At 54.8% G+C, this 22,806-nt stretch carries 23 protein-coding genes; 15 read left to right on the top strand and 8 right to left on the bottom strand.

The window, feature by feature from the left end; all coding sequences use genetic code 11:
* Window positions 1-237 precede the first annotated feature (237 nt).
* From DFP90_RS22025 to DFP90_RS22000, 6 genes are all read right to left on the bottom strand, one after another.
* Entirely contained in the window at window positions 238-726 is a 489-nt protein-coding gene (locus tag DFP90_RS22025; RefSeq protein ID WP_115939609.1) for a GntR family transcriptional regulator, read from the bottom strand.
* A 231-nt stretch (window positions 727-957) separates the two neighbouring features.
* A complete protein-coding gene (locus DFP90_RS22020; protein ID WP_115939607.1) occupies window positions 958-1,212 on the bottom strand; it encodes an acyl carrier protein in 255 nt (84 codons plus the stop codon).
* Entirely contained in the window at window positions 1,209-2,480 is a 1,272-nt protein-coding gene (locus DFP90_RS22015) for a beta-ketoacyl-[acyl-carrier-protein] synthase family protein (RefSeq protein ID WP_181905517.1), read from the bottom strand. The genes DFP90_RS22020 and DFP90_RS22015 overlap by 4 nt, the downstream gene beginning before the upstream one ends.
* Window positions 2,481-2,660: 180 nt before the next feature.
* Window positions 2,661-3,530, bottom strand: a complete 870-nt coding sequence (locus tag DFP90_RS22010) for a hypothetical protein (protein WP_147301110.1) — start codon at window positions 3,528-3,530, stop codon at window positions 2,661-2,663.
* Between the two features lie 162 nt (window positions 3,531-3,692).
* Window positions 3,693-4,592, bottom strand: coding sequence for a helix-turn-helix domain-containing protein (locus DFP90_RS22005; protein ID WP_115939601.1), 900 nt, complete (start codon window positions 4,590-4,592; stop codon window positions 3,693-3,695).
* Between the two features lie 127 nt (window positions 4,593-4,719).
* A complete protein-coding gene (locus tag DFP90_RS22000; protein WP_115939599.1) occupies window positions 4,720-5,397 on the bottom strand; it encodes a secretin N-terminal domain-containing protein in 678 nt (225 codons plus the stop codon).
* A 195-nt stretch (window positions 5,398-5,592) separates the two neighbouring features.
* Between DFP90_RS22000 and DFP90_RS21995 the strand changes: the two genes are divergently transcribed.
* From DFP90_RS21995 to DFP90_RS21940, 12 genes are all read left to right on the top strand, one after another.
* Entirely contained in the window at window positions 5,593-5,895 is a 303-nt protein-coding gene (locus DFP90_RS21995) for a hypothetical protein (RefSeq protein ID WP_115939597.1), read from the top strand.
* Window positions 5,892-6,263: a hypothetical protein gene (locus DFP90_RS21990; RefSeq protein WP_115939595.1), complete on the top strand. Its 372-nt coding sequence runs from the start codon at window positions 5,892-5,894 to the stop codon at window positions 6,261-6,263. The genes DFP90_RS21995 and DFP90_RS21990 overlap by 4 nt, the downstream gene beginning before the upstream one ends.
* Window positions 6,264-6,275: 12 nt before the next feature.
* Window positions 6,276-8,294: a type III secretion system export apparatus subunit SctV gene (gene sctV / locus DFP90_RS21985; protein WP_115939593.1), complete on the top strand. Its 2,019-nt coding sequence runs from the start codon at window positions 6,276-6,278 to the stop codon at window positions 8,292-8,294.
* 98 nt (window positions 8,295-8,392) lie between these two features.
* Window positions 8,393-9,172, top strand: a complete 780-nt coding sequence (locus DFP90_RS21980) for a tetratricopeptide repeat protein (RefSeq protein ID WP_181905516.1) — start codon at window positions 8,393-8,395, stop codon at window positions 9,170-9,172.
* Between the two features lie 102 nt (window positions 9,173-9,274).
* Window positions 9,275-9,889 carry a hypothetical protein gene (locus DFP90_RS21975; protein ID WP_147301109.1) on the top strand — a complete coding sequence of 205 codons (615 nt, stop codon included), beginning with the start codon at window positions 9,275-9,277 and terminating at the stop codon, window positions 9,887-9,889.
* A 107-nt stretch (window positions 9,890-9,996) separates the two neighbouring features.
* Window positions 9,997-10,239, top strand: coding sequence for a hypothetical protein (locus DFP90_RS21970; protein WP_115939587.1), 243 nt, complete (start codon window positions 9,997-9,999; stop codon window positions 10,237-10,239).
* 37 nt (window positions 10,240-10,276) lie between these two features.
* On the top strand, window positions 10,277-10,468 hold the full coding sequence (locus DFP90_RS21965; RefSeq protein ID WP_115939585.1) for a hypothetical protein: 192 nt from the start codon (window positions 10,277-10,279) through the stop codon (window positions 10,466-10,468).
* Window positions 10,469-10,592: 124 nt separating this feature from the next.
* Complete coding sequence (locus tag DFP90_RS21960) at window positions 10,593-11,819, top strand: SctD/MshK family protein (RefSeq protein ID WP_115939583.1); 1,227 nt, start codon at window positions 10,593-10,595, stop codon at window positions 11,817-11,819.
* Window positions 11,816-12,328 (top strand): hypothetical protein, encoded by a 513-nt coding sequence (locus tag DFP90_RS21955; RefSeq protein WP_115939581.1) that lies wholly within the window; start codon window positions 11,816-11,818, stop codon window positions 12,326-12,328. Before DFP90_RS21960 ends, DFP90_RS21955 begins: the two co-directional genes overlap by 4 nt.
* Before the next feature lie 75 nt (window positions 12,329-12,403).
* Window positions 12,404-13,264 (top strand): hypothetical protein, encoded by an 861-nt coding sequence (locus DFP90_RS21950; protein WP_115939579.1) that lies wholly within the window; start codon window positions 12,404-12,406, stop codon window positions 13,262-13,264.
* 24 nt (window positions 13,265-13,288) lie between these two features.
* Complete coding sequence (locus DFP90_RS21945) at window positions 13,289-14,998, top strand: hypothetical protein (protein WP_115939577.1); 1,710 nt, start codon at window positions 13,289-13,291, stop codon at window positions 14,996-14,998.
* The gene (locus tag DFP90_RS21940) at window positions 14,998-15,483 is read left to right on the top strand and encodes a hypothetical protein (RefSeq protein WP_115939575.1); all 486 of its coding nucleotides are present in this window, start codon (window positions 14,998-15,000) and stop codon (window positions 15,481-15,483) included. The genes DFP90_RS21945 and DFP90_RS21940 overlap by 1 nt, the downstream gene beginning before the upstream one ends.
* 163 nt (window positions 15,484-15,646) lie before the next feature.
* Here DFP90_RS21940 and DFP90_RS21935 read toward each other — a convergent pair whose 3' ends face one another.
* Together DFP90_RS21935 and DFP90_RS21930 are read right to left on the bottom strand one after the other, a co-directional pair.
* Entirely contained in the window at window positions 15,647-18,058 is a 2,412-nt protein-coding gene (locus tag DFP90_RS21935; protein ID WP_147301108.1) for a calcium-binding protein, read from the bottom strand.
* 147 nt (window positions 18,059-18,205) lie between these two features.
* Window positions 18,206-18,712, bottom strand: coding sequence for a hypothetical protein (locus DFP90_RS21930; protein ID WP_115939571.1), 507 nt, complete (start codon window positions 18,710-18,712; stop codon window positions 18,206-18,208).
* Window positions 18,713-19,391: 679 nt separating this feature from the next.
* Between DFP90_RS21930 and DFP90_RS21925 the strand changes: the two genes are divergently transcribed.
* The 3 genes from DFP90_RS21925 to DFP90_RS21915 all read left to right on the top strand — a co-directional run bounded on the left by DFP90_RS21925 (window position 19,392) and on the right by DFP90_RS21915 (window position 22,641).
* Window positions 19,392-20,405: a LysR family transcriptional regulator gene (locus DFP90_RS21925; RefSeq protein ID WP_115939568.1), complete on the top strand. Its 1,014-nt coding sequence runs from the start codon at window positions 19,392-19,394 to the stop codon at window positions 20,403-20,405.
* Window positions 20,406-20,447: 42 nt separating this feature from the next.
* Entirely contained in the window at window positions 20,448-21,797 is a 1,350-nt protein-coding gene (locus DFP90_RS21920; protein ID WP_115939566.1) for a type II and III secretion system protein family protein, read from the top strand.
* Window positions 21,798-21,921: 124 nt separating this feature from the next.
* On the top strand, window positions 21,922-22,641 hold the full coding sequence (locus DFP90_RS21915; RefSeq protein ID WP_115939564.1) for a hypothetical protein: 720 nt from the start codon (window positions 21,922-21,924) through the stop codon (window positions 22,639-22,641).
* The last annotated feature ends 165 nt before the right edge of the window (window positions 22,642-22,806 follow it).

Raw genomic sequence — 22,806 nt, 5'->3', positions numbered from 1 at the left:
AGCGGGCTCTTTGGAGGTCATGGATTTCTGTCTCATCTTCGTTCCCTTACGGTCTCTACGATGAACCAGAAATCCTCCGTTATGCAATCAGCTTAATTTGTCCCAAAGATGCTGACGGGGAACACTTCATCTACTGGCACTATTTTGCACCTGAATCGCCCCCAGAAGAAACTTGGGCAATCGACGAGACATTCCAGTGGCGCGGTATCCAGCAAGACCAAAGACCTCTCTCCCTTTCTAGTCTAATACTACCGCCTGAAGTTGAAGGTAGGAAGTTAACGGAAACAGGGTCCGGTCGGGCTGACCATAGACAAAGGGATACGGCATCTGGCGCCAGTTGCGCGGCAGGTTCAGGAAGGTCAGGCCGGAAGGCTCTGACTGAAGCCGGGTGTGCCAGTCCGGCAACAATTCCTCCCGGGGGACTGGGGGCCTGGGCTGGGCCTTTTTCAGGCGCGAATGCTCCAGTTCCTCAATGAAATCGCCATTGACGTAAAGCCCGCTACGTTCCCGCGCTTCCAGATAGCCGTCCTCGATCAGATGCTGATAAACAATCAGGGCGGTATTGCGCGAGATCTGCAGGTCATCAGCCAGCCGCCGGCTGGAAGGAAGCTTGAACCCGGCGGGCAGGCTGCCGTTCAATATGGCGTTCAAGATCGCCTTGCGCAGCTGGCTCTGCAGGGATTCCTGCTTGTTGCGATCCAGATGAAAAAGAACCTCGTTTCCCATGCCCACCCTCTTCGACGTGACTGGCCCTAAAACTGATACTATTTGGTACCATCTGTTCACATCCTTGTCGCGGCTTAAAAGGCAGCGGGATCCAAGGCAATCGCCTTACTTTTTTTGATATGGCCACCGCGATCCTCCCGACCGGCACCGTCCGGGCGCAAGCTCATGGCTGGCTGATACAGCAGTCATGCCTGAAATTTCAGGTTACCAGCGGTGGCTTTCAAGGGTGGGTCAGCCGGCCTGATGGGAAACCAGCAGGTCGGAGAGCTTGTTGATGGTATTGTGGCCCGCAAATTCCGAACGCGGCACCTTGATGGAAAATTCCTTCATGGCCCCGGCCACGACATGCACCACATCAAGGCTGAGCGCCTCCATCTCCTCAAGGGCACGGTCCGGATCAATCTCCGAAGGCTGTTTGTCCAGCAGTTCCGACATCTGTTCCGTCAGCCATTGCTGAATAGTTTCCCGGGAAAATGTTACCGTCATTTCCAATTCTCCTGCGCAAGTATCATTGAACCGTTATAGCCGCCAAAGCCAAAAGCATTTTTCAGGATATGCCTGCCCGACAGGCGTTGCGGCCGCTTGGTGGAAAAGGCACTGATCCAGTCTTCCGCCGGCTTCTCCAGATTCCGTGTTCCGGGTATCCGACCCACTTGTATCTGAAGCAGCGCCAGCGCTGTTTCGATCAGCGCCGCAGACCATAGGCAATGCCCGAGATGGGATTTCGGGGCATAGACCGGCACCGGTTTCCGACCCGCGCCCTCGCAAAGGGCGCGGATCGCATTGATTTCCGTCAGATCCCCCTGGATCGTGCTGGTCGCGTGCGCGTTGACCGCCGCGATGTCGCCCATGGAGAGCCCTGCCTTCGAAAGGGCCTGCTTCATGGCTCTTTCCTGGCCTTCCTGGCTGGTAACCGGCAGATGCTGGGCATCATTGCATACCGCAATCGACACCAGACGCCCGTAAGAGGCTTCGCGGAAACGCTCTCCGCCCAGAATGAGACATCCGCCCCCCTGGGCCGGGACAAAGCCGAACCGCCGCTGATCGAAAGGGCGGCAGGCCGCTGCGGGGTCACCGTCAAGCGGTTCGCCGGCCACCGCCTGCATGGCGACCATGTTATCCAGCTCTGCCGGCGCGGATTCCGTAACGCCACCAACCACATAGACCAGATCGGCCTCCCCGGAGAGCAATTCCCGGCTGGCCGCGCGCAACGCATGAATGCCACTGGCACAGGCAGCCCCCACCGTGTAACAGGGGCCCCTGGCCCCCAGCAGCTCGCTAACGGCAGCGGCATGAATGCTGTCCAGCGAGCTGGATGCAAACAGGCCGTCCAGGAAATCCGGCTCCTCTAGATAGGTTTTTGTCTCGCGGTGAATGTAATGGGTGTTCAGGTTATGGCCGCACATAATGACCCCGATCCGCTCCGGCGGGATATCCGGCGGCGGCATTCGGCTTGCCAGATCCTGCCAGGCCTTCAAGGCCAGCCACAATGACAGCTGCACCTGCCGGGGCAGCCGAAGGGCAAGATACTTCAGGCGCCGGGCCATCTCTTCCGGCAGCGTCGGCACTTCGGTCTTGAGGGCCTCTTTCACGTCAAAGCCAAAGAGATCTCCCCCGATCTTGGAATAGATCGGTGCCGGGTGATACCCTTTCCAGCATGTGACCGCGGATCTCCCGGCCAATGCAGCCTCCATAATCTCAGGTCCCGACCGGCCAAGAGGGGAGAGTGCCGACATTCCCGCAAACCAGACCATGTTTATTCCTTCTCCTCCGGCATGCTCCTGCATGCGCAGGGAACCTTGCCCTCCTGGATGGTGTGAGCTTTCTGGCAATGGTGGGGCTGAATTCCAAAGATGGCCAATTGATAGATGTTATCTATCCATCGCCACCGCCTAAGAATGGCCTTTGGCACAGGAAGACCGAAGGCGGCGCCGTCAGCCCCCGGCCGCCCTCAGCTTTTCGCCGAGGAAATCGCGCATGGCGACCAACTCATCATGGCTTTCCCCCCGGGCCGCCAAATTCTGAACCATAAAATCCAACCGCCGATGAGACTGTTGCAGATGCTGAATCTTCTGTTGGCTGGAGTCTGACCTTACATTTGCCAGCGATTTGCAATCCGCCCGGAAAACCTGAACCAACTGATCCCTGGGCTCATGACCGCTTTGGACAATCCCGGCATACAGATCCAGCACATCCTGGGAGACACGCAGGCCAAGAGGGGGGAGCGGGAAAGCGGATCTGAAATTCCCGATACTCAATCTGCTGGTATCGCTGATGGTATTCTCAGCCTGGTGCCGCAAACCGGCCGCCATATAGCAATAGTCCGCGCCCCGCCCTGACATGAATTTTCCCGCAGCGAGATTGGCAACATCAGTGACGTAGGCGCGCTCGCTCTTAAATTCCGGACTGTTCCGACGCGGGTCACCAATCCGAGTGTGGTTCAGAAAAACACGCACATGCACGTCGGTCATCCGACTGTGATAAGCGGACAGGGTGCCCAGATTCTGGGCATCAGCCTCCCGCGCCTCCCAGGCCAGCTGTCCGGCCAGTTGGGATTTTTCTGCAAGGCTCAGATAGTTGAGTGTGTATTTTCGGACATCTGTTCCCATCGGGTGAAGGCGGCCCATGTTTGGACGTTGCAGACGCACCGCGTTTCCGATCGACAAATTTGGCGCAGGGGCCGGCGACGGCTCTAATTCCTGCGCGCGCCCGGTCGTCCCAGCAGTCGTCCCAGCGGTCGTCTTGGCGGCCGTTTCGGCGGCCCTTTGCTCCGGCCCTGGAAAAGTCCTGTCGATTCCCGTCATCGCTGGCTCCTTGGACATTGGGCGAAGTCTGAACCGCCCCTCCGTGCCATTAAGGCGCAGGACGGACAATACCGGAACCAACAAAAAGCGAACTATCGATAAGCAAACCCGATAAATGCCCCCTGCCCCGGTGAAGCCAAGCCCCCGCAGACATACAATCCCTTAAGCAATGAAGCGTCCAACCGCATCCATCCGGAACCGGCCGGGTGACACCCCTTTTTGCAGCTTAAAACGGTGACTGAAATGCGCTTGGGACGAAAAACCGGTCGCAAGGGCCACCGACGACAGATCCGCGTCCGTTGCCAGCAGCAATCCGCAGGCCTTTTCGATGCGAAGTTTCAGGAGATATTGGTGGGGGGTCTGATTGAATGTCTGTTTGAACAAACGCAGGAAATGGAATGAACTCAGGTTTGCCACCCCCGCAAGCTCCTCCACAGTGATGGGTTTGGAATAATTGACCTCCAGATACTCGATCAGTCGCTTTTTGGTGATCGGCGGCAATGACCCGCTACTGAGCACCGGCTCCCGGAAATTGACAAAATCCTTCATCAACCGATAGGTCAAAAGCTGTACCGCGTGGGAAAGGCCCAGCTGGTTTTCCGGCGCCTGCCAGTCGTAAGGCAGCACGAGATGCCTCATGATATCGTGATAAAATGGTTTCTTGGCCTTGAACACCGATCGGAAGTCGATCTTGCTCGGATTGACGTCAAGATTCGATCCCGCCATATGCTCCAGATACTCGGGCTTGAAATAAAAGGTTACGAATGACGCATCCTCTTTTTCATACCACCACTCGGCCGATTGCTCAGCGTGATAGGTCGTGATTTGTCCGGCGCCCCAGCCTTTCAGGACCCCGGAATCGGATAGGCGCCTGGTGCCGCCCCCGCCAGCGAGATTAATTGCCAGGCTGTGATGCGGTTTGCCTGTCGGGGATTTGAAAACGGTATCGCCTTTTTTGCGGAACCACTCAACCATGATGCAGTCCGGCCCGCAAAGAAGGGTATTCTTATCTTCAAACCCTTGCTTTAGCAGGATGTCTTTCGCTTCCGTAAATTGTTTCATGGACGCAAGACACAATATTGGACTTCACGATGCGCCGGACGATACCGGCCAATAAAATTTGCGAATTCCAGGAAAAACACCACAACTGCCTCTGAAGCGAGTGAAAGCAAACAGCCATAACCGGCACTCATTGATCTGTTCCGCCAATCAACCCCATCAATGCGGCTCCGGATGACCCCGACAGGCTATCCAGTTCCGGATACCGGTCGAGGTCGCCAATCCCCTCAAGCGGAAATGCCGCCGCGGACATTCCGGCCCCGTTAGATCCCCTGAAAACCCGAACAGAGCGGGGACGGCTTTCTTCCAGCTCTTTTGCCGTCTGCTCCACCAGCTCCACATAACGCCGGGGGCCCGTGACCAAGATGACACTGTTTTCATCGGACACACGAATAGGAAACCGGCCATCTGTGATATCAAGCGCCTCCAATGTGCTGATCAAGAATTGATAAGAATATTTCTTCAATCGGATCACCCGCAGAACAACTTCACTTATAGAAGATATTTCAAGAACTTGGCCATCAAAATACCAAATCAGCCCATGGCTCGCGCAAAGATGGTTCAGAAATTTGGTGGGCGACATCCGAGGCAGACGGCCACGGACGGTTCCCTGAACATTCTTTGTCAGCTTGATCCCGACGGCCATATTGCGGCCCAGAGCCTGCAAAACATCGCGCAGGTCCTGTTCGACCGCCACATAAGGATAATCCCTCTCCGGCCAGTCCAGGGACGCGGCAACCGCCCCTTGACCGCATAATACGGCGACAAATAAAAGGGCCAAGCTGGCCAAAATTCCTGTGCGCTTCATCAGAAGGGTACCGCCGAATCAATTCATGGGATCGAAGAGCGAAAGAATAGACACAGGAAAAACGTCGAAATACTTATATCTCTATATAAAAAGAATATTTATTGGGAATCCTGAATAAAAAATATTTTCTTCCGAATAATATCGGGACTGACTTCGATTACTGTTTCCAAGTAAAGTCAACAATGGACCCTTTTCATGTCAGAAATCGATCAGGACATCCAGAAAATTGCCGCACCGGGACGATCGAACACGCCTGGCAGCCATATCCCGACAGAGCTGGAAAGACGCATCATCGACTTCATCAGCACGCCGGAACCGACTCAAAAACTGCCCAGCGGCAATATCACCAAAGTGATCCTGCGCGAGATGCTTGATCTGCTGGAAAATCATCCCGCCAGCAGCTCCGCTGAAATGTCGGCGGCAATGAATCTGATCCATGCAGAAATCAGAAACGCGGACATTCTCGAGCAGACCAAGGGACTGGTGGTGAAAGCATGACGAACAATGCTCTCTCATCCGGCCTCATATTGCGGCTGGCCCATGCCATGCTTTTGGATGGACGGCCCGGCAATGCCGCAATCCTGGCCGACACCGCGCAGGCCATTGGAATGAAGAGTGAGAAAATTCTGGCAATCAAGGCATATGCCCTTCTATTGGCGGATGAAGCGCAGTCTGCCTCGGAAGCGATGGCAGAGTGGGAACGGGACAACCGGGAAATCGGCCCGGCCTCGCCGTTGCAAATCCTGAAAGCCATTATCCAGCAAAAATCCGGTGATGAGGAAGCGGCCCGCACCATTCTTATCCGCTATAGCGAGACTGTCGAAAAACAGATGGGCGGCCCTCACTTACCCGCCGCCGCTGCCTGACGGACGTCCGAGATGAAATTTCTTTCACAACTTGGCAAACGTCAGGATCTGTTGCTCGTGATCATCCTGATCTTGATCATCTTCATGATGATCCTGCGGCTGCCGCCGATGCTGATGGATGTTCTCATCGCCATTAATATCAGCCTCAGCGTGATCCTGCTCCTGACTTCAATTTATCTTAAGTCACCAACCGAGCTGTCGACCCTGCCGACCCTGCTGCTTATCGCCACGCTTTTCCGGCTCTCCATATCAATCAGCACAACCCGCCTGATTCTACTGGAGGGGGATGCCGGCAAGATTGTGGAGACCTTTGGCTCTTTCGTGGTTTCCGGAAACCTGGTGGTGGGCCTTGTCATCTTTCTCATCATCACCATCGTCCAATTCCTGGTCATCACGAAGGGGTCCGAACGGGTTGCGGAAGTCAGTGCCCGTTTCACGCTCGACGCAATGCCCGGCAAGCAGATGAGCATCGACGCCGACATGCGCGGCGGCGTGATCGATTTGAAGGAGGCCAAGCGCCGCCGCGGCAAGCTTGAAAAGGAAAGCCAGCTGTTCGGCGCCATGGACGGCGCCATGAAATTCGTCAAAGGCGATGCGATCGCAGGCCTGATCATCACGACGGTCAATATCATCGGCGGCGTCACCATCGGCGTAGCCCAGCAGGGCCTCCCCATGTCGGAAGCCATAGAACTCTATTCCATCCTCACTATCGGAGATGGTTTGGTCTCCCAAATTCCCGCGCTTTTCCTCTCGGTGGCAACCGGGACGGTGGTCACGAGGGTCCAGGGGCAGGGCGAAGTGGACCTGGGTACAGACATTGGCCAGCAATTGATCAATTCGCCACGGACATTGCAGATCTCCGGCCTGATCCTGGCCGGTTTCTCCGCCGTCCCAGGCTTTCCGACAATCATCTTCCTGACCTTAGGGGCCATTATCGGCGGGGCGGGTTTGCACAAAAGCCGTGCCATCAAACGCTCGACCAGCTCGGAAAATCTGCAATGGCTGGATTTCAAGGGATCGGACATTTCCCCTGTCAGGGTTTTCCTGAGCGAGAGCCTGGCGCATGGCCTGAGCGCCCCGGCCTTTCACCAGGTCTTTTTGCCGAAAAAACTCCATTTCCTGAGGCTGACCGGCATCCAGTTTCCCGATCTGGTGATTGAGACCGATCAAGATCTCGGCCAGGCGGAATACCGGATCGAATTGGAGGGCGTCGTTATCGGCACGGGAAAACTTCACCCCGATCACGCCTGGGCATCCGTGGATGAAGCCCAGCTCGCCCTTGCGGGACTGGCTGACAAAGAAGACGAGGTCACACCGGGTGAGGGAGGATATTGGATCTCTCTTCAGGCTTGTTCCGGACTGCGGGCCATTGGGATCAGCTGCGAGAGCTGTGAAACCATATTCGCGGACAGAATCTGCCGGGCTGTCGGCGATTTTGCCCATGAGCTTCTTGGTGTGCAGGAAGTCAGAGAGATGCTGGATCGGCTGGGCGAGGAGTATAACGAACTGGTCGATGAAGCTTTGAAGGTTGTGCCGCTTCAGAAAATGACAGAGGTCCTGAAGCGGTTGGCGGCCGAGCAAATCTCAGTCTATTCCTTCCGCCGCGTGCTGGAAGCAATGCTGGAATGGGGCAGCAAGGAAAAGGATCCGATTTTATTATGCGAATATGTCCGCGCGGCCCTAAGCGGGCAGATCAGCCAGAAATATGCGGGCCAGCTCGGCTCGCTATCCGCCATTCTTGTTGCGCCGGACATCGAGGATGAAATACGTGAGGCCACGCGCAAAACCGCCGTTGGGTCCTATCTGGTGCTGGCACCGGACAAGGCGGAAAGCATCACCCAGTCTTTGAACAGCCAGCTTCAGGGCAGTTTTCTTATTCAGCGGACACCGGTCATCCTCACCTCCATGGACGTCAGGCGGCATCTCAAGGCCCTGTTTGAGAATAATGGGATCGATGTCAGCGTGCTCTCGTTTCAGGAAATTGAGGCGAGTGTCACCATTGTGCCCCGCGGCCTTATCACCTTGCAGTGAGGCAGGAACGAATGCGTAAGCCCTCACCCCACTTTGCGATCGCCCGATGGTCTGTTCGCCTTGTGCTTGTCTGCCTCCTGGCCGCCTTATCCGCATGCATGCCTTCATGGTTAGACTCGGACAACAAACCGGGCCCGGACCTTCCCACCTCCGGCCTGGAATCCGAACTGTTCCAAACGCGGCTGAATCTCGCCGAAGCCGCATTCAAAGGCGGAGACAACCGAACGGCCACCGAAATATACAAACGCCTGCTTGAAGACTATCCCGATCAACCCGAGATTTTGCTGCCGCTTGCTGACACCCTGGTAATGTCCGGCGACCTGATCTCGGCGGAGAGCCTTTATCTGGATTTGGAAAGACAGGACTATGAGAAAAAGGAGGCTCCCTATATCGGGCTTGGCCGGATAGCCTTAAAACGGCTGGAACCGAAAATAGCCCAGGTGCATTTCCAGGCCGCAATCCAGAATGCCCCGGATAGTTATGCCGCGCTGAACGGCTATGCCGTTGCGCTCGACATGGATGGGAAACATGTCGATGCCCGGAACATCTATTTGCATCTGATCCATATCGATCCGATGCGCCAGGAGGCCCACCTGAATTACGGCCTGTCCCTTATCGCACAGGGCAAATATCAAGAAGCCATTGATCTGCTTCTACAGATTGTCCGCTCTGACCTCGACAGCACCGTTGCCCGCCACAATATGGCCCTGGCCTATGCCCTGATGAATGACGAAGCCTCTGCCAAGGAAATCCTGTTGCTTGATCTCCGTGAAACGCAATTGTTGGAAAATCTCTGCTTCTACAGAACCATCCGAAGCCCCGGACAGGCTACATATTGTCCCAAGCTGCTTTCATATGGATCGAATATCAAGAAATAGGGATTGGGTAATTATTAACCGATGCCGTCCGCCCTACCCTGTCAGGTGATTTCAATCCATTGATAGGTCGGACGAATGAACCAATTCCAGCAAAGATCTGATTTGACGGACCCCCCTAACAAGCAAAATGCCACGCGGTTGCGCCGGGCCACCGAAAAGGATGCGGCCTATCTGGCGCAAGCCTTTATCGACTTTGGCGACGGCATCACAGAATCCCTCTGGCAGGACAATTGGTGGGTCTCAACGGAATGCCTGCCCTTCTACACCAGGCTCTTTGCGTCCGGCGGCGGCTTCATCAACCACAAAAACTGCATCATCGCAGAGGAAAACGGCCGGCCCGTCGGCATGTTCATGGTCGGCGCTGTAGAACAGCCGACGGACATTTCACGCGAGCATCCGTTTTTTCAGGCGCTCTACAAACTGATCGTCCCGGACGAGGTTTATGTGCTCGGCTTTTATGGCAACGGGACGCCGCCAAACGAACTGTTGGCCTTCCTGATGCTGCGCACAGCGGAAGAGGTTGCCGTCAAGAAAGGCCGGAACGGCCTGAATTTCCTGCTCAGCAACAGACATGACTGGCTGCGCGATTTTCTAATTCATCATGGATACCAAGCGACAGATCATGTGCCCCTGCCTGAGATGATCGGCGCCGGAGCACAGCATAAGCACCTGGAGCTGATGAATAAGAAGGCAACGTCCCCTGATAATCTGCGGTGATGGATATATAGGAAATCCGGAGGATTCAATCTCACAGCGCAAGGCTAGACTTCAGGAAGATTGATATCCACACGCTGAATTCCGTTTCGCGACAAAAGGACAAAACGATGACTGAAGAAACTTCCGAAAAGACCTTCTTGGAACGAATGGCAGAGGACCAAAACGGAGATGAGTTAAGGACGCTGACGGAAAAAATGGAATCCGAGCGCAGCGAATACAAATCAAGGCTTTCAAGAAACAGCGAGTCCCGAAAGGTGTCTGAGGAACTCGCCTCGATTGTCGGCGCGTATGATATCGCGCTGACATTGCTCCCTCAAGTCTGGGAGCACGCCCAGCGTTCCAGTCGCTGAGCAATCTCAATTCCATCCAATTTTCAAGGAGAAGATCATGAGTACAGCAGCAGCATCAGCCGCCCTTTTGCAAACACAGCAAGAGCTGCAAACGGTCGAACAGACCATGTTGGCAATGTCCAACAACAACAACCAGCATGAGTCCAAACAGATGTCCAGTATTGTGGAGGCTGCCGGCAGCCAGCGTTCAATCATGTCCCAGGCGATCAGCAGCCTGAGATACCAGTAATTACCGGCTTTGGCTTGCAGCGGTGAGCCGCTCTTAAGAGATGAGCATGGCTCACCGCTGGCCAATTTCAATTTAGGGCCCCTGCCTTGTTTGAGATTGCCAAGGATCAGAACGGAGAGTGGAGATGCAGGCCGTTTGTCATACCCAGGACACGCTATCCCTGAAAGTCTCTCGGGGGCTGCAGGAAGGCGCGTCCTATCAAATGCATGCCGGCAAATATTCCGTCGGCAGTGATTTGGATTGCGACATCATCCTGTTTGATCAGGCGATTGAAAAACTGCATCTCGAACTGGAAGTTCATCCTGAACGGCTGGATGTCAAACCGAAACAGGGTGCCGTTTTTGCCGACAAGAGAAAGGTCGAGCAGGAAACAGTCTCCTATTCCCAAAATGTCCAACTGGTCCTCGGCGAAACCATACTCAAGATTGAGTTTCCGGAAATAGCCGCCATGCCGGAAAAGAGTGATCTGGCCATGCCCGCGACGGAGAAGGGGGCTCTTCCCGCTTCTCTCTCCGGCCCAAGGCCCAGAGCGGCCTTATTGGGTTTCGCTGCTGTTGGATTAATCGCCGCTGTTTCCTTCGGCAGCATGATGCCGGCCGAACCGCCAAGCCAGCATGACAACAGCGCAATGGAGCAGGCTGACCATACCGGCATAGCCGCTGAAGTATCCCGGGTCACGGAACCGGCGCAGTATAGCGCCCCCGGCCCTGTTGCCGACTTGAATCTGGAACAATATGCCGAAGCGGCGCGCGAACTGATCGCCGGCCTGAATTACAAACTCACCGTTAAGATCAGCAGCGCGCAGGAAATCCTGGTTATTGGCATCGTCAGGGAAGAGCAGGATCTGGTGCGGCTGAAAAAAGCGCTGCAGACCGACCTGCCCGGCTTTCTGCCCCTTGATTTCCAAGGCGTTCGCAGCCTCCGCTATTTGGCCGCGATCCTGGACAAGTCTGTGCGTCAATCGGGACTGAGCGAGGCACTGACCGTCGGCCTGGATGCAGGCACCATCCGTGTTGAGGGGGTGCTAAGCCCTGTGCAACAGGCGGCCTGGCGAAAGATTGAGCGGTCGATACTGCATCCCTATGCCGGGATGTTCACCCCCGCCATCAACATCAGCCTCGCTTCCGGTCCATTGCTGGAGATCGAGGCCATTTGGGCAGGCGCAGAGCCTTACGCCATTCTTGCAGACAAGAGAAGCTACAGCGTTGGCGCGGTCTTAAAGGACGGTTGGATCATTCGGAAAATCGATCAGGATGGCATCCGGCTGGAACGAGACGGACATCAGGCGCTATTGGAACTGAAACCAGGAAAAGCCAACCAATCAGAAAGCCAGAAAGGAGAAAGAAGATGATTACCGAAAACAGGGAGGATTTCCCGGACAGAGGTGAAATGGAGATGGACCGTGACAGTTTGAAACTGCTGTCGGAAATCACGTTTTCCGCGACCATGCTCGATCTTATCGATGACCCCGAACCGGTCTTCAATCTTATCGCACAGAAGCTGCCGAACAACGCTGCCGGTTACATCGGAAAAGCCCTGGCGAAACTGAAAGAGCAAAAGCCGGAGGAAGCCCGTGCCCTGATGGAGGAAAAAGCCCTTAAGGCCGAGGTGAATATCGAGAATGCCAAAGGCGTCTATCTATTCATCCTGCAGACAGCCGGGGAGACAGACCTCGCGCTTGAGCTGGCGAAACAATATCTCAAGGAAGAAAAACCGGGCACGCCATCATACAAAATGGCCGAAGCATTGATAAAGGATGCCGGCCTGGAGGATCAGGTCATGTTTGATGCAAATGCGGTCGCTGCGCCAAAGCGTGAATCCAGCCAGCGAACCGGCCCCTACGTGCCCGGCCTCGCCTGACAGCCCCCGCAGAACAGCCTGCATTTTTTGCAGCCCGGCCCGTCGGCAGAAGTTGGATAGAGGAGAATAGTGATCATGGCAGTTACCTTGCCAAGCAGCTCCATGGCTGCCACATCCATTTTGAACAATGCGCAGGCATTGCATGTTCAACCTGCCGGCATAGATCTCTCTGCGGTGCGCCCGCAGGGAACGCCTCCCGGGACGGAAGAGATCGGCCCTTTGGACCAGAACGGCCGGGATGCGATCCGCTCTATCAATGACAGCTCCCCCAGCACGGACACTTTGGTGTCCGGCCCAGCAGAAGCACGGCCAACCAGTCAGTTGGCCGTGCTTCCCTCACAAAACTTTCATCAGGCGCCCGGCATTGACGGCTTGGAACAATCCCCTTCCGCGCTCCAGGGCCCTGGCCCGGCGGAAACACAGTTTTCAAAACTCCCAGACGCGCAAGCCATTCAATCGCTTTACAGCAAGCAAGACGCCCCGGCGATACAGCTTGACCAATTCCGGACGCAGTTTCAGCCGGCCGCGGAAACCGCGGAGCCCTCTTCTGTCTTTGCCCAGGTTGGCAGCGCCGTTCAGGAGGGCCTGCAAAGCATCAGCAAGCGATATGATAGCTCCTATCAAAAACTGGACGAGATGCGTGACAAGCTTGAAAAGATCGGCGCAAAAAGCGATGAGAGCGACAGTGGCTATGATTTCTCCAGCTCCGGCTCCAGCATTGATCAGGAAAAAACACCGGTGCCAACGGACAAACGTTCCGCGATTGAAGCCCTCATTGAGCAGTCGAAAAGACATATGCAAGAAAACATTGAGATCGGCCTTGGAACAATGGACGCCCAACAAAAACTGCACGAAATGACAGTCATGACAAATTTGGCAAATGACTCCGGGAAACAGGGCAGAAACACCATGGAGACCATGCTCAAGGGTGTATAAGCTTCCCGTAAGGAACCCCGAACCGTGACGGCCAATATCAATAACCTCACGCCCAGTCAGCAAAAAGCCGGCTCGGACGCGCCTCTTCCCAACGCCGGGAAAAGCGACTTTGCGAAAATGCTGGACGAAGACAAGGAAACGGACAGTGCCGCGCGCCTCGCCGAGAAGAATGCAGACAAGAAGCGTAAAAAAGACACGCCGAAGAACCAACAGATTCAGGCCGTTTTTCAGAAACTGAGTGAAGTTCAAAAGAGCCTTTTGGAATCGATGGATGGCTCGGATACCGGCCTGGAGGCATTGCGGGGCGCAAGGCGGCGAAAAGCCAGATCCGAGGAGGAAAACGATCAAGAGCCGCTCGAAGACGAACATGCAGTCAGGGAAGCCATACAACAGCTGCATGACATTGCCAAAAACAGCGGCAATGCCCCTGATCATCGCGCATTGATCGCCTCCCTGGCGGAAAAGGAGCTTGCCAACACCCCCGAGCCGGAAAAAACCAAGCGCCTGGCCCCTTTTCTCTCAATGCTGGACGGGCTTGACAGCAATGCCGCAGAGAAACTGTATCAGGACATCAAGCAAGGCCGTTTTGACCTGAGGCACCGCTTAATGAACTCACTAAGAGTTCAGGCCGATCCTAAAGCCGCGCCCAGGGTCACTCCCCTGGTGGCGCCGCCCCGTCAACCCGACAGCTTCAGAGACCGGATCGAATCTCTTCTCCGCTCCGGCCAGGCGCGTATGGAGACAAGCCTTGAGACGGGACAAACCGGCTATGTTATCTCCGGCTCAGGCAGGCCGATGGCAGCCCTTGTCAAAGCCGGCGGATCCGGAGAGAGCCAGCGGTATTTTGCTGCCCGGCTGCCCGCTCACTTCGACAACACGGATCTGTCCAGACGCCCGGTGAGCCCGACCCCGTGGCGGGGGACATTGCTTGATCCCGTGGATCAAGGATATCCCGAGCTGATCCAGAGCCGCATAGATGGCCGCCGCCGGCTGATTGGCCAACCGCATGCCGGAACCGGTTATTTCCTGCTGGACCAACAGAATTGCGGTACAGTGCCCCGTTTGGAGCCGGTCGAGAAACTGGCGCTTGTCGATGGCTGCTTTTACAGACAGTTGGATAACGGCGATCAGCCGTTTCTCCTTCAAAATGATCAGAGAAAATATCCCCTCCTAACGGTTGATGACGGCTCAATTGACGGCGCAAAAGCCGCCATTCAGCCGGACAGCGGCCGCGTTTTCGAGGTTACGCCGAAATCAGGGCATATCCTCTGGGAGATCGTGACCGTTCCAACGCATGATGGGGAAACACATTATCGGGTTCCCACGGTGCATCGCGGCCAAATTCCGGCAGAGCAGACAAGTGCGCTGGCAAGGCTTTGCCGCCATCTTGCCGGAAATCCAGCCCCGGATCAGGCCCAGCGGCAAGAGCCTGCCCAGCCCAGGCCGGCCAGCAAGATGGAATGCCGGACATTGTTGGAGTATCTGCCTGCCAGCGATCAGCAACAGACACGCCTGAGTGATGATACAGCAAGGATCCAGCGGCGCATGGCCACAGGCAGCATAGATTTCCTCAGCCATTCGGAAACACGCCCGCCCCAAACGGAAAAGGATGTCAGCCTTCTGGCCGAAGCCGATGCCATAATGGGCAGGGATTTAATTGCCGCGCGCGTCATACAGGCAGAATTCAACAGGCGGCGCGGCGAAAAATCCTACGCTCTTTCCGGTCATCGGTGATGTTGGTTTCCCAAGACCAGCAGGCGCCATTGGAGCCGGGCGACCATATTTCGGATGAACGGTGCGCGCTGCTCGCCGATATCGGGTTTGCCGCCATCGAATTGGAAATGGGCCAGACCTGCGAGCCGCTTTTTCAATTGTTGATCTCGATTTTTCCGGATAACGCCTCGGCCTATGTTGGTGCCGCCTTTTCCTGCCTACATCGCCAGGGTGAAGACGCTGCGCGCGACTATGTCGCGGGAGAGGCCCTGACGTGCGGCAGTTCCCAGGAAATGGCCTGGGGGGTGCTGCTCTACCTTGCCAGACGGAACCCGGACCGGGATGACCCGGACGCCGTCTTATCGGCCATGGAGATTCATCTCGAAGATTCCCATCTGGGGGCTGCCGTCAGCCTGGCGGATGAGCTGACAGGCACCATTGATGATGGCGGCACGTCAGATCCGGATTTTTCACGACTACCGAAATGGATTTGGAAACGGCTTTGATCGCTCCGGCCAAGGCTCCGCCTCAGCGCGTCGATCTGTGAATGCCCCTAAGCCCTTTCCGGACATCAGGCACCTTTTTCCCGACAAGCGGGCCTCAAAAAAAGGTGCCGGTTTCCCGGCACCCATAAAGTCCACTTAGAGGCTTACTCAGGTCATAAGACAATCAGGCCAAACGGCTGTTAACCCAATCCTGGTTGAGAGCAATTGTCTGATTGTCCAGTTTGAGGGTTTCGATACCGTTATCCTCGCTGTTATCGAAGTAACCGCGGATACTGACAATATCGCTGGTGCCATTGATCTTGATTGCCAGATTTTGGTCAAAGCGATGGAAGCTCAATTCTTCCAGATTCGCCCCATGCAGTTCGATCGTGTCATTGCCGCCGACGTCATAAGACCTCATTTCGCCATCACCGCGATTGAACACGTAGGTATCATTGCCCAAACCACCGAACACGACATCCGTGCCACGTTCACCTTCCAGCCTGTCATTCCCAAGCCCGCCACGCAGGAAATCATCCCCGCGACCGCCGACGATTTGATCATCGCCACTATCGCCAAAGAGCTTGTCGTCCGCGCCAGAGCCACGGATGAAATCATTGCCGCCCCGGCCATGGAATTCAGCACGATAGTCAGGATTGTCATCACCTGCACCGCCACCGCCGGCACCACAGAAATAATCATGCTTGCTGGTGCCGTAATGCGCCGTGACATCATAATCGGTCCGAACCCCTTCACCGGAGGAATTCTGGGTCCAGCCGGTAATTGCCCGGTCTTCCTGCGAATAGTTGGCGCGGTCAACGAAGATGCCCTGCTCCCCTTCCGCAAAATGCAATTTGCTGGTGCCGTCCTCTTCGGTGATGAAGGTTTTGTCATTCATGATGACGGAACGCATATTGTTGAATTCCACACGGCTGCCATTGTCGAACTCAATATGCCCGTTGCGGGTGTCTCCCGGACTGTCGAAATGGATTGATTTATAGTCGACATTCCGCAGGTTCAGCCTGTCATCGCCTGTGCCGCCATCCACAAACATCTCTGACCTGGTCTGATTGATCGAGTTGGAAATATGGACCGTGTCATCACCGGCCCCGGTCTGGATGATCTTGTTGCCAACGGCATCATGAACAACATCCCGGTTGCCGGATGTGACCAAGGTCCCCTCTTCGCCGGCATCGGTATAGAAATTATGGACACCGTTATTAATCGCCATGGAATAGTTTTGGACATGAGAGGTAATCATGTCGTCGCTATTTTCCGCGGCCGCCCTGCTGCCCGACGCATACGAGACATTGCCGGAGTTCAGAGTATTGCTGGACCCGCCTGCACCCGAATTGGAGAAAGATTCCCCTGAGAGTTTGGAAGACTGCGCGGCTGCCATCTCTTTGAGTTTATCCATGGCTTCGGAACTGCCGGCCCCGGCGCTTCCGACATTGCCATTCCCGTTGCCGTTGCTCTCACCGCGTGCAGCTCGGTTTTGCTGTTCCAGATCGGCCGAAAGCGGCGTGCCATCCAGGGATGAATATTGCTCGATATCACGGTTGCCGGTGACCCTCAGGGTGATCCGTTCATTGTTGAAGCTCAGATCGCCGCCATCCGCCTGGTCTTCGATATTATAGGAAACGCTTCCATCATCATTGGGAAACTCCAGGAAATTGATACGCCCGCCCGGATTGTCACGCGGATCACTGGAGATCGCATTCCCAACGAACTGCTGGCCTTCCATATTCAGCATCCGGGTTTTGTCGCCATCTTGCAGCATCTGAACCTGCTGGCCTTCGCCAAACCCGGCTTTCTTGCCATCGGCCACCAGCACCAGGTTGGCCGTGACGGCACCTTCCGGCACATTCATTTTGATATTTTTCATTCCATCTTGATCCATGTCCGTCATATTGACGTGCTTGATCACCTTGCCCTCCTGGTCCTTGAAGGTCATCATCATGGAATTCTCGTAGAGTCCGCCACCGCCAAGGTTATCCAATTGGATGTCGAGGCTCTTTTGGCCCTCAACATTCATCACACCATCCTTCATTTTCAGTTCGGTCTGATGATTGACGGTTTCCTTTACGGCTTCAATACCGTGGGTTCGAACAACATCCCCGGTTTTTTCATTGACGATCTGGCCCTGGTCATTGCGCTTAAACCCTTCCTCCAGGGTGATCACATCGTTGCCGTCACCACCACGGATCGTGCCGCGCACATTGCTGTCCTGAGTCAGACGGAACTCATCATTGCCCCTGGAACCAAGGACGGCCCCACTTTCATCGCCGACATCAACGATCCGGGCCGAGGGGGCTTTGGTTTCCGAACTGCCCAAACCAGAGGCGCTGCCCCAGCTATTGCTTCCAACGGAGCCGCTTTGAGTGAAGCTGCCTTCCGACGCACCGCCATCCACCCCGGCTCTCTGCTGATCCAGCTTGTTGGTCAGGGTCGTGATCATGTCGTTCAGTTCGTTATACCAGGGTTGATCCTGTAAGGCGGATGCGCCGCCCCCAAACTGGCTGGATGAAGCCGACGGCGAAGCCGAGGTAAACCATGACGGGCTGGAAACTCCAGACGCACTGACATTACTGCTCATTTTTTGGTCCTCCTGAGATGAAATCGTACCCATCTCATTGGACGCTGTCGGGCAGAAGAGTAGAATTGGAAATTAATTATAAATGGCACAATAGAAGCGAATAAATACCCGCGATCCCTTCAGGCAACGACGCCCCAAATCACCCGATTATCTATTTACCTCAATATCCTGTATCAGCTCAGACGCGGCAAAACTGGACTGTTCCTCCATGCCGCTGCATTTTATCTGGTCGCAAAAAACCAGTTGATGCCCGCCTTCATCGAAATCCGGGCAGAGCAGTACGGAACCCTGCGCCAATTCAATATAGCCGTTTCCTGTCTGAACGAGTTGGTCGGCGACTGTCCAGCCCGCGCGCCCCCTGTTTTCCAGAACAAGCGCACCATCGGGTATATCCGACTCTTTTATATATATGCTTGATACCCAGCGATCCGCCTCTTCCTGGACAGTGTCGGGATCGGGGCCGCCGCCGGCCAAAAAGACATCCTCTTTTTCCGGTGCGCCCGCCGGATCCCGCGGCACAAAGATCGCGTCATCAGGAACCGAGATTTGCCCGTTGGGCAGCACCTCCAGCCTCAAGACCGCTTCATACCCACCATTTTCTGTTCTGGTGACCAACCGACAATGCGGCGGCCAGGCACTGGCATCAATAATCACGGAAAAACTGCCTCTTAATCCATGCGGTGTCCCACATGCCCTCTCGATCAAATCAGGCCGAACCTGTGGATCAGTGTCAAAATTCTACACCCGCACGTTAAGATCAACATATTAAAGGATCAGCGAACCTAAATAATACCCCTTAATTTTCCCCTCATGCAAAAAATAAGGGGCTGCCGATATAAGGCCATACTTATCAATCACTTGCTATTAAACAGCTCACACGAATAAGTAGTGTGTTATGGAGTACTTTTTGAACAAAACCCAAGATGGTTTTCCGCCAAAAATTATAAATCTCGATAAAACTAAAGCAGTTTTTTGAAAGACAAAAAATCAGATAAGAGCGACATTTGGGGACCAAGGAAATCAAAGAACCACAGAGAAAATCCGGCGCAGATAAAAACCACGTGATAATGCACCTGATCAATATGAGCACCACTTTAACAGGAGTTGAATCCGTTTAAGGCCAGGAGCCAAAAATCCTAAGAAATTTCCCGGCCAAAAAAACAAAAACTCAACCTTCGATAGACCGAAAGGCCCTGTCGAAAGGCTGAAACGTCGGCACGTTCGATTGATACGATTTCCACTACAAACTCAGGGGTGGACGCATAGCGGCAGACCAGAAGGCAGCCAGACCGACCCTTGATAACGATAATTTTAACAAAGAGTAGAGGTCGTCATGAGAGTCACGATTAGACATTTAAGGGCTTTTGTCGAAGTCGCAAAGCAGGGGTCATTCACAAAAGCCGCAGAAGCATTAAACATTTCTCAACCGGCATTAACGGTGACTATAAACCAGTTGGAAGAGGAACTGGATACCAAGTTGCTGGAACGGACGACACGAAAAGTGATGCTGACCCTGGACGGTCAGGATTTTCTGCAGATCGCAGACCGCCTTGTCAGCGAGTTTTACGGCGAGATCGGAAATTTCAATAACACAATCTCCCGCAAACAGAGACTGCTGACCATTGGCGAAGCCACATCGATCGGGCCCTGTATTCTTCCCAAGATCTTGGAGAGCTTCAAACAGGGCTACCCCAAATTCAATCTGAGGCTGGAGCAGGCCTCCGATCTTGAGATTGAACAGCTGATCAAGGATGAGAAAGTCATCTTCGCTGTCTCCAGCCCCTGGAAATTGGATCCCGAACTTCAATACACCCAGATTGCCGAAGATCGCTTTGGCATCGTGGTGCGCAATGACAGCCGGTATGCCGGCGAGACCGGAGCCATAAACTGGGCCGAGATTGAGAGGGAAACCTGCATCATCGGTGGCGGGCAGGGCACTTCAAATTGGGGGCATCTCAGCAAGGAAGAGAACATTCCCAGCAAATTCTTCACTCCTGAGATCGAAGCCGCGCAGGCAAGCACGATGCTTATGCTGGTGGAACAGGGGACAGGCATCGCAATCGCCCCCGAAGCCATCATGCAGATCTGCCCCTATCCAAACCTTATATTCCGCCCTCTCGTAAGCCCGAATGTGTCCCGGGGAATACATATCGTCTCCAAGCGCCACAAACATTTCAGCCAAGAGGCCAGATCGCTGATGACCCTTTATAAGGAACATGCAAAAAGCGGTTTTGCGAATGGGGCCTCCCTGCAGCTGACAGCGCCTGGCGAACAGCCTTCCGCGACACAGATCACAAACAATGCCATTGCGGCACCGTTGGCAGCCGGGGCCGGAACACATGCCTAGCCTTCGAGAGCGTTTTTGGAAAAGATAACCAGGACCGTGATCATGTCGATTTTCACCCGGCTGATATCAGGAATTTTGGCTCTGACTATTCCTGCCGGCATCTGCTTTGCCCAACAGCCTGCCCCTTTTCAGAACATTGATGCCGTCGTTGGCATTGGTGAATTGCTCTCCTTATCCCAGCCGGCCGAAACCGTTTTCGTCACAGACCCGGAGATCGTCGATATTCAGGTCCCTTTTCCAGACCGGATATTTGTCTTCGGCAAGAAGACCGGGCAGACAACCTTATTTGCCGTTGATGAAACGGGCGCGCCCCTCTTTGAAAGCAAGGTAACCGTGCGCCATAATATTGCGGGAATACGCGAAACGTTGGCCCAGCGTTTCCCGACGGCCAGTCTTGATTTCCAATCCGCTCAGGGCAGCCTCTATCTCTATGGCGAGGTCGAAAGCCCCCAGCAGATGACCGGGGTCTTGGAAACCATCCAGCCTTATCTTGGTGAAAACGACATCCTGATAAACCGAACGGAAATCAACACCCCGAACAAGGTGCGCCTCAAGCTGCGTCTGCTGGAAGCATCGAGAGATATCAGCGAGGATTTCGGGGTGAACTGGAAAGTCCTGTTCAATCCCGGGGATATCGTCTTCTCCCTGCTTTCCGGACGGAACTTTTCCGTTACTGGCGACCTTCCCTCCCGCAATTCCGGCCAGACAGCCATCGGCTTCGGCAGCACGCTCGGGGATTTTACCATCAACAGGGTGATCGACATTCTCGAAGGCGAAGGCATGGTCTCCATTCTCGCCGAACCCAACCTGACGGCGCTCAGTGGCAAAAAAGCCCGATTTCAAGCTGGCGGCGAGTTTCCCTATCCCGTGCCGGCCAGCGACAATTCCGGCACCACCATCCAATATAAACCCTTCGGGATTCTCCTGTCATTTGAACCGCTCATCCTGGATACAAAGACCATTTCCCTCAAGGTTCAAACTGAGGTGAGTGAGTTATCCCAAACCTCTGTCACATTGGCGGGAACTTCAGTGCCCCAAACGCTTTCAAGGCAGGTTGAGACCGAAATTGAACTCAAGCACGGACAGAGCTTTGCCATAGGCGGACTGTTCCAGACAAGCACCAGAAAAAGTCTCGGCAAAACACCCTGGCTGGCGGATATCCCCATTTTGGGCACTCTATTTCGATCCAAGGATTATACGGAGAACAAGACCGAACTGATTGTCCTGGTCACCCCCTATATCGTGCCAAACCGCGGCAGCAAGCAGGACGCATCGGCGCTTTCAAGCCTGCGCCCCGAAAGTGAGATTGAGTATCTCTTCCGAGACCGGCTCACCCGCGCCTCAAATGGAGCCAAACCCCGTCTGCATGGCGCGGCCGGTTTCGTTTACTGAACCGGCCGCCCGTCCGACAGGCGGGCATTGCCCCTGCCTATCATCAATTAGGCATTTCCGAATAATCCAGGCGGCAAACAGCGATATCATCAGGGGTCAACCTGTAAGAGCCAGGAGAAGGATTATGGCGTTACCGACAAGTCTTGTTACCGGCCTGAAAGACGAGCTATCGTCGCTCAAATCCCTCGTGACCGGCGACAAGCCCAAGGAGGACACCGGCAGCATTCCCGATCGGAAACCCGGGCTAGGCTCTGCCGGCAAAAGCCTGCGAAGTTCCAGTTTCTCTCGCGCGTCCTCTGCACCCAGCGGTCGGACTTCCGCTCAGCAGGGCAAGGCCGCAAATGCCTCTTTGCCCTATCAACGGGAGAATGCGACAGACCTTTTCCGCACATCAAAAGCCTCCGCAGAACAGACAGCTCCCTCGGGCATGCAGACAAGTGCCACTGGCGCGGCCACGAACAGCAATGACGGCGGCAAACCCGGTACCGGTACCGCCAACGCCGCCTTCAGCACAGAGTCCCCGGCCGAAGGCGACGCCATTTCCGTTGAACATGAAAGCTTCACAGTCACCGAGCATGACAATGACGATGAAGTGAAGATGGCGCCTGAAGTTCAGGAATTGATGCAAAAGGCAAAAACGGCGAAGACCCCTCAGGAAAAACAAAAATTCATGATGGAGGCTCTGGCCAAGCAGGAAGAGCTGAACATGGAAGAGGAAATCGAGGCTCGCATGGCTCTCAGCCAAAACGAACATTACACCAAGCTGTTGTCGGACCTTCTCGCAAGTTCCGCCAAAGTGCGCCAAATACTCTCAGACGCATTAAGTAACATCCAATATCGATGAATTGGGCCTCAACACCGCATCCCTCTTTCCGGTTTTTGGGCATGTGGCAAAAAGACAAACTGCCATCAAATGAAGTAGTTGCGATCTGATCTGACACCGCTTCCTTGAAGGAGTGAGAGTTACCGGTTTTGATGACGGTGCGAACCAAACCATCAAAACACACGA

Origin of the sequence: Aestuariispira insulae (assembly GCF_003385955.1) — a bacterium.
GTDB lineage: Bacteria > Pseudomonadota > Alphaproteobacteria > UBA8366 > Aestuariispiraceae > Aestuariispira > Aestuariispira insulae.
The sequence above is the reverse complement of the archived record's forward strand: the minus strand, read 5'-3'. Positions and strand labels throughout refer to the sequence as shown.

Coding starts and splice junctions, on each gene's coding strand:
- DFP90_RS21995 (WP_115939597.1), top strand. CDS start 5,593: ATGTCAGAAATCGATCAGGACATCCAGAAAATTGCCGCACCGGGACGA.
- DFP90_RS21980 (WP_181905516.1), top strand. CDS start 8,393: ATGCCTTCATGGTTAGACTCGGACAACAAACCGGGCCCGGACCTTCCC.
- sctV (WP_115939593.1), top strand. CDS start 6,276: ATGAAATTTCTTTCACAACTTGGCAAACGTCAGGATCTGTTGCTCGTG.
- DFP90_RS21940 (WP_115939575.1), top strand. CDS start 14,998: ATGTTGGTTTCCCAAGACCAGCAGGCGCCATTGGAGCCGGGCGACCAT.
- DFP90_RS21965 (WP_115939585.1), top strand. CDS start 10,277: ATGAGTACAGCAGCAGCATCAGCCGCCCTTTTGCAAACACAGCAAGAG.
- DFP90_RS21990 (WP_115939595.1), top strand. CDS start 5,892: ATGACGAACAATGCTCTCTCATCCGGCCTCATATTGCGGCTGGCCCAT.
- DFP90_RS21960 (WP_115939583.1), top strand. CDS start 10,593: ATGCAGGCCGTTTGTCATACCCAGGACACGCTATCCCTGAAAGTCTCT.
- DFP90_RS21925 (WP_115939568.1), top strand. CDS start 19,392: ATGAGAGTCACGATTAGACATTTAAGGGCTTTTGTCGAAGTCGCAAAG.
- DFP90_RS21920 (WP_115939566.1), top strand. CDS start 20,448: ATGTCGATTTTCACCCGGCTGATATCAGGAATTTTGGCTCTGACTATT.
- DFP90_RS22000 (WP_115939599.1), bottom strand. CDS start 5,397: ATGAAGCGCACAGGAATTTTGGCCAGCTTGGCCCTTTTATTTGTCGCC.
- DFP90_RS21915 (WP_115939564.1), top strand. CDS start 21,922: ATGGCGTTACCGACAAGTCTTGTTACCGGCCTGAAAGACGAGCTATCG.
- DFP90_RS21970 (WP_115939587.1), top strand. CDS start 9,997: ATGACTGAAGAAACTTCCGAAAAGACCTTCTTGGAACGAATGGCAGAG.
- DFP90_RS22020 (WP_115939607.1), bottom strand. CDS start 1,212: ATGACGGTAACATTTTCCCGGGAAACTATTCAGCAATGGCTGACGGAA.
- DFP90_RS21935 (WP_147301108.1), bottom strand. CDS start 18,058: ATGAGCAGTAATGTCAGTGCGTCTGGAGTTTCCAGCCCGTCATGGTTT.
- DFP90_RS21950 (WP_115939579.1), top strand. CDS start 12,404: ATGGCAGTTACCTTGCCAAGCAGCTCCATGGCTGCCACATCCATTTTG.
- DFP90_RS22015 (WP_181905517.1), bottom strand. CDS start 2,480: ATGGTCTGGTTTGCGGGAATGTCGGCACTCTCCCCTCTTGGCCGGTCG.
- DFP90_RS22005 (WP_115939601.1), bottom strand. CDS start 4,592: ATGAAACAATTTACGGAAGCGAAAGACATCCTGCTAAAGCAAGGGTTT.
- DFP90_RS22025 (WP_115939609.1), bottom strand. CDS start 726: ATGGGAAACGAGGTTCTTTTTCATCTGGATCGCAACAAGCAGGAATCC.
- DFP90_RS22010 (WP_147301110.1), bottom strand. CDS start 3,530: ATGACGGGAATCGACAGGACTTTTCCAGGGCCGGAGCAAAGGGCCGCC.
- DFP90_RS21955 (WP_115939581.1), top strand. CDS start 11,816: ATGATTACCGAAAACAGGGAGGATTTCCCGGACAGAGGTGAAATGGAG.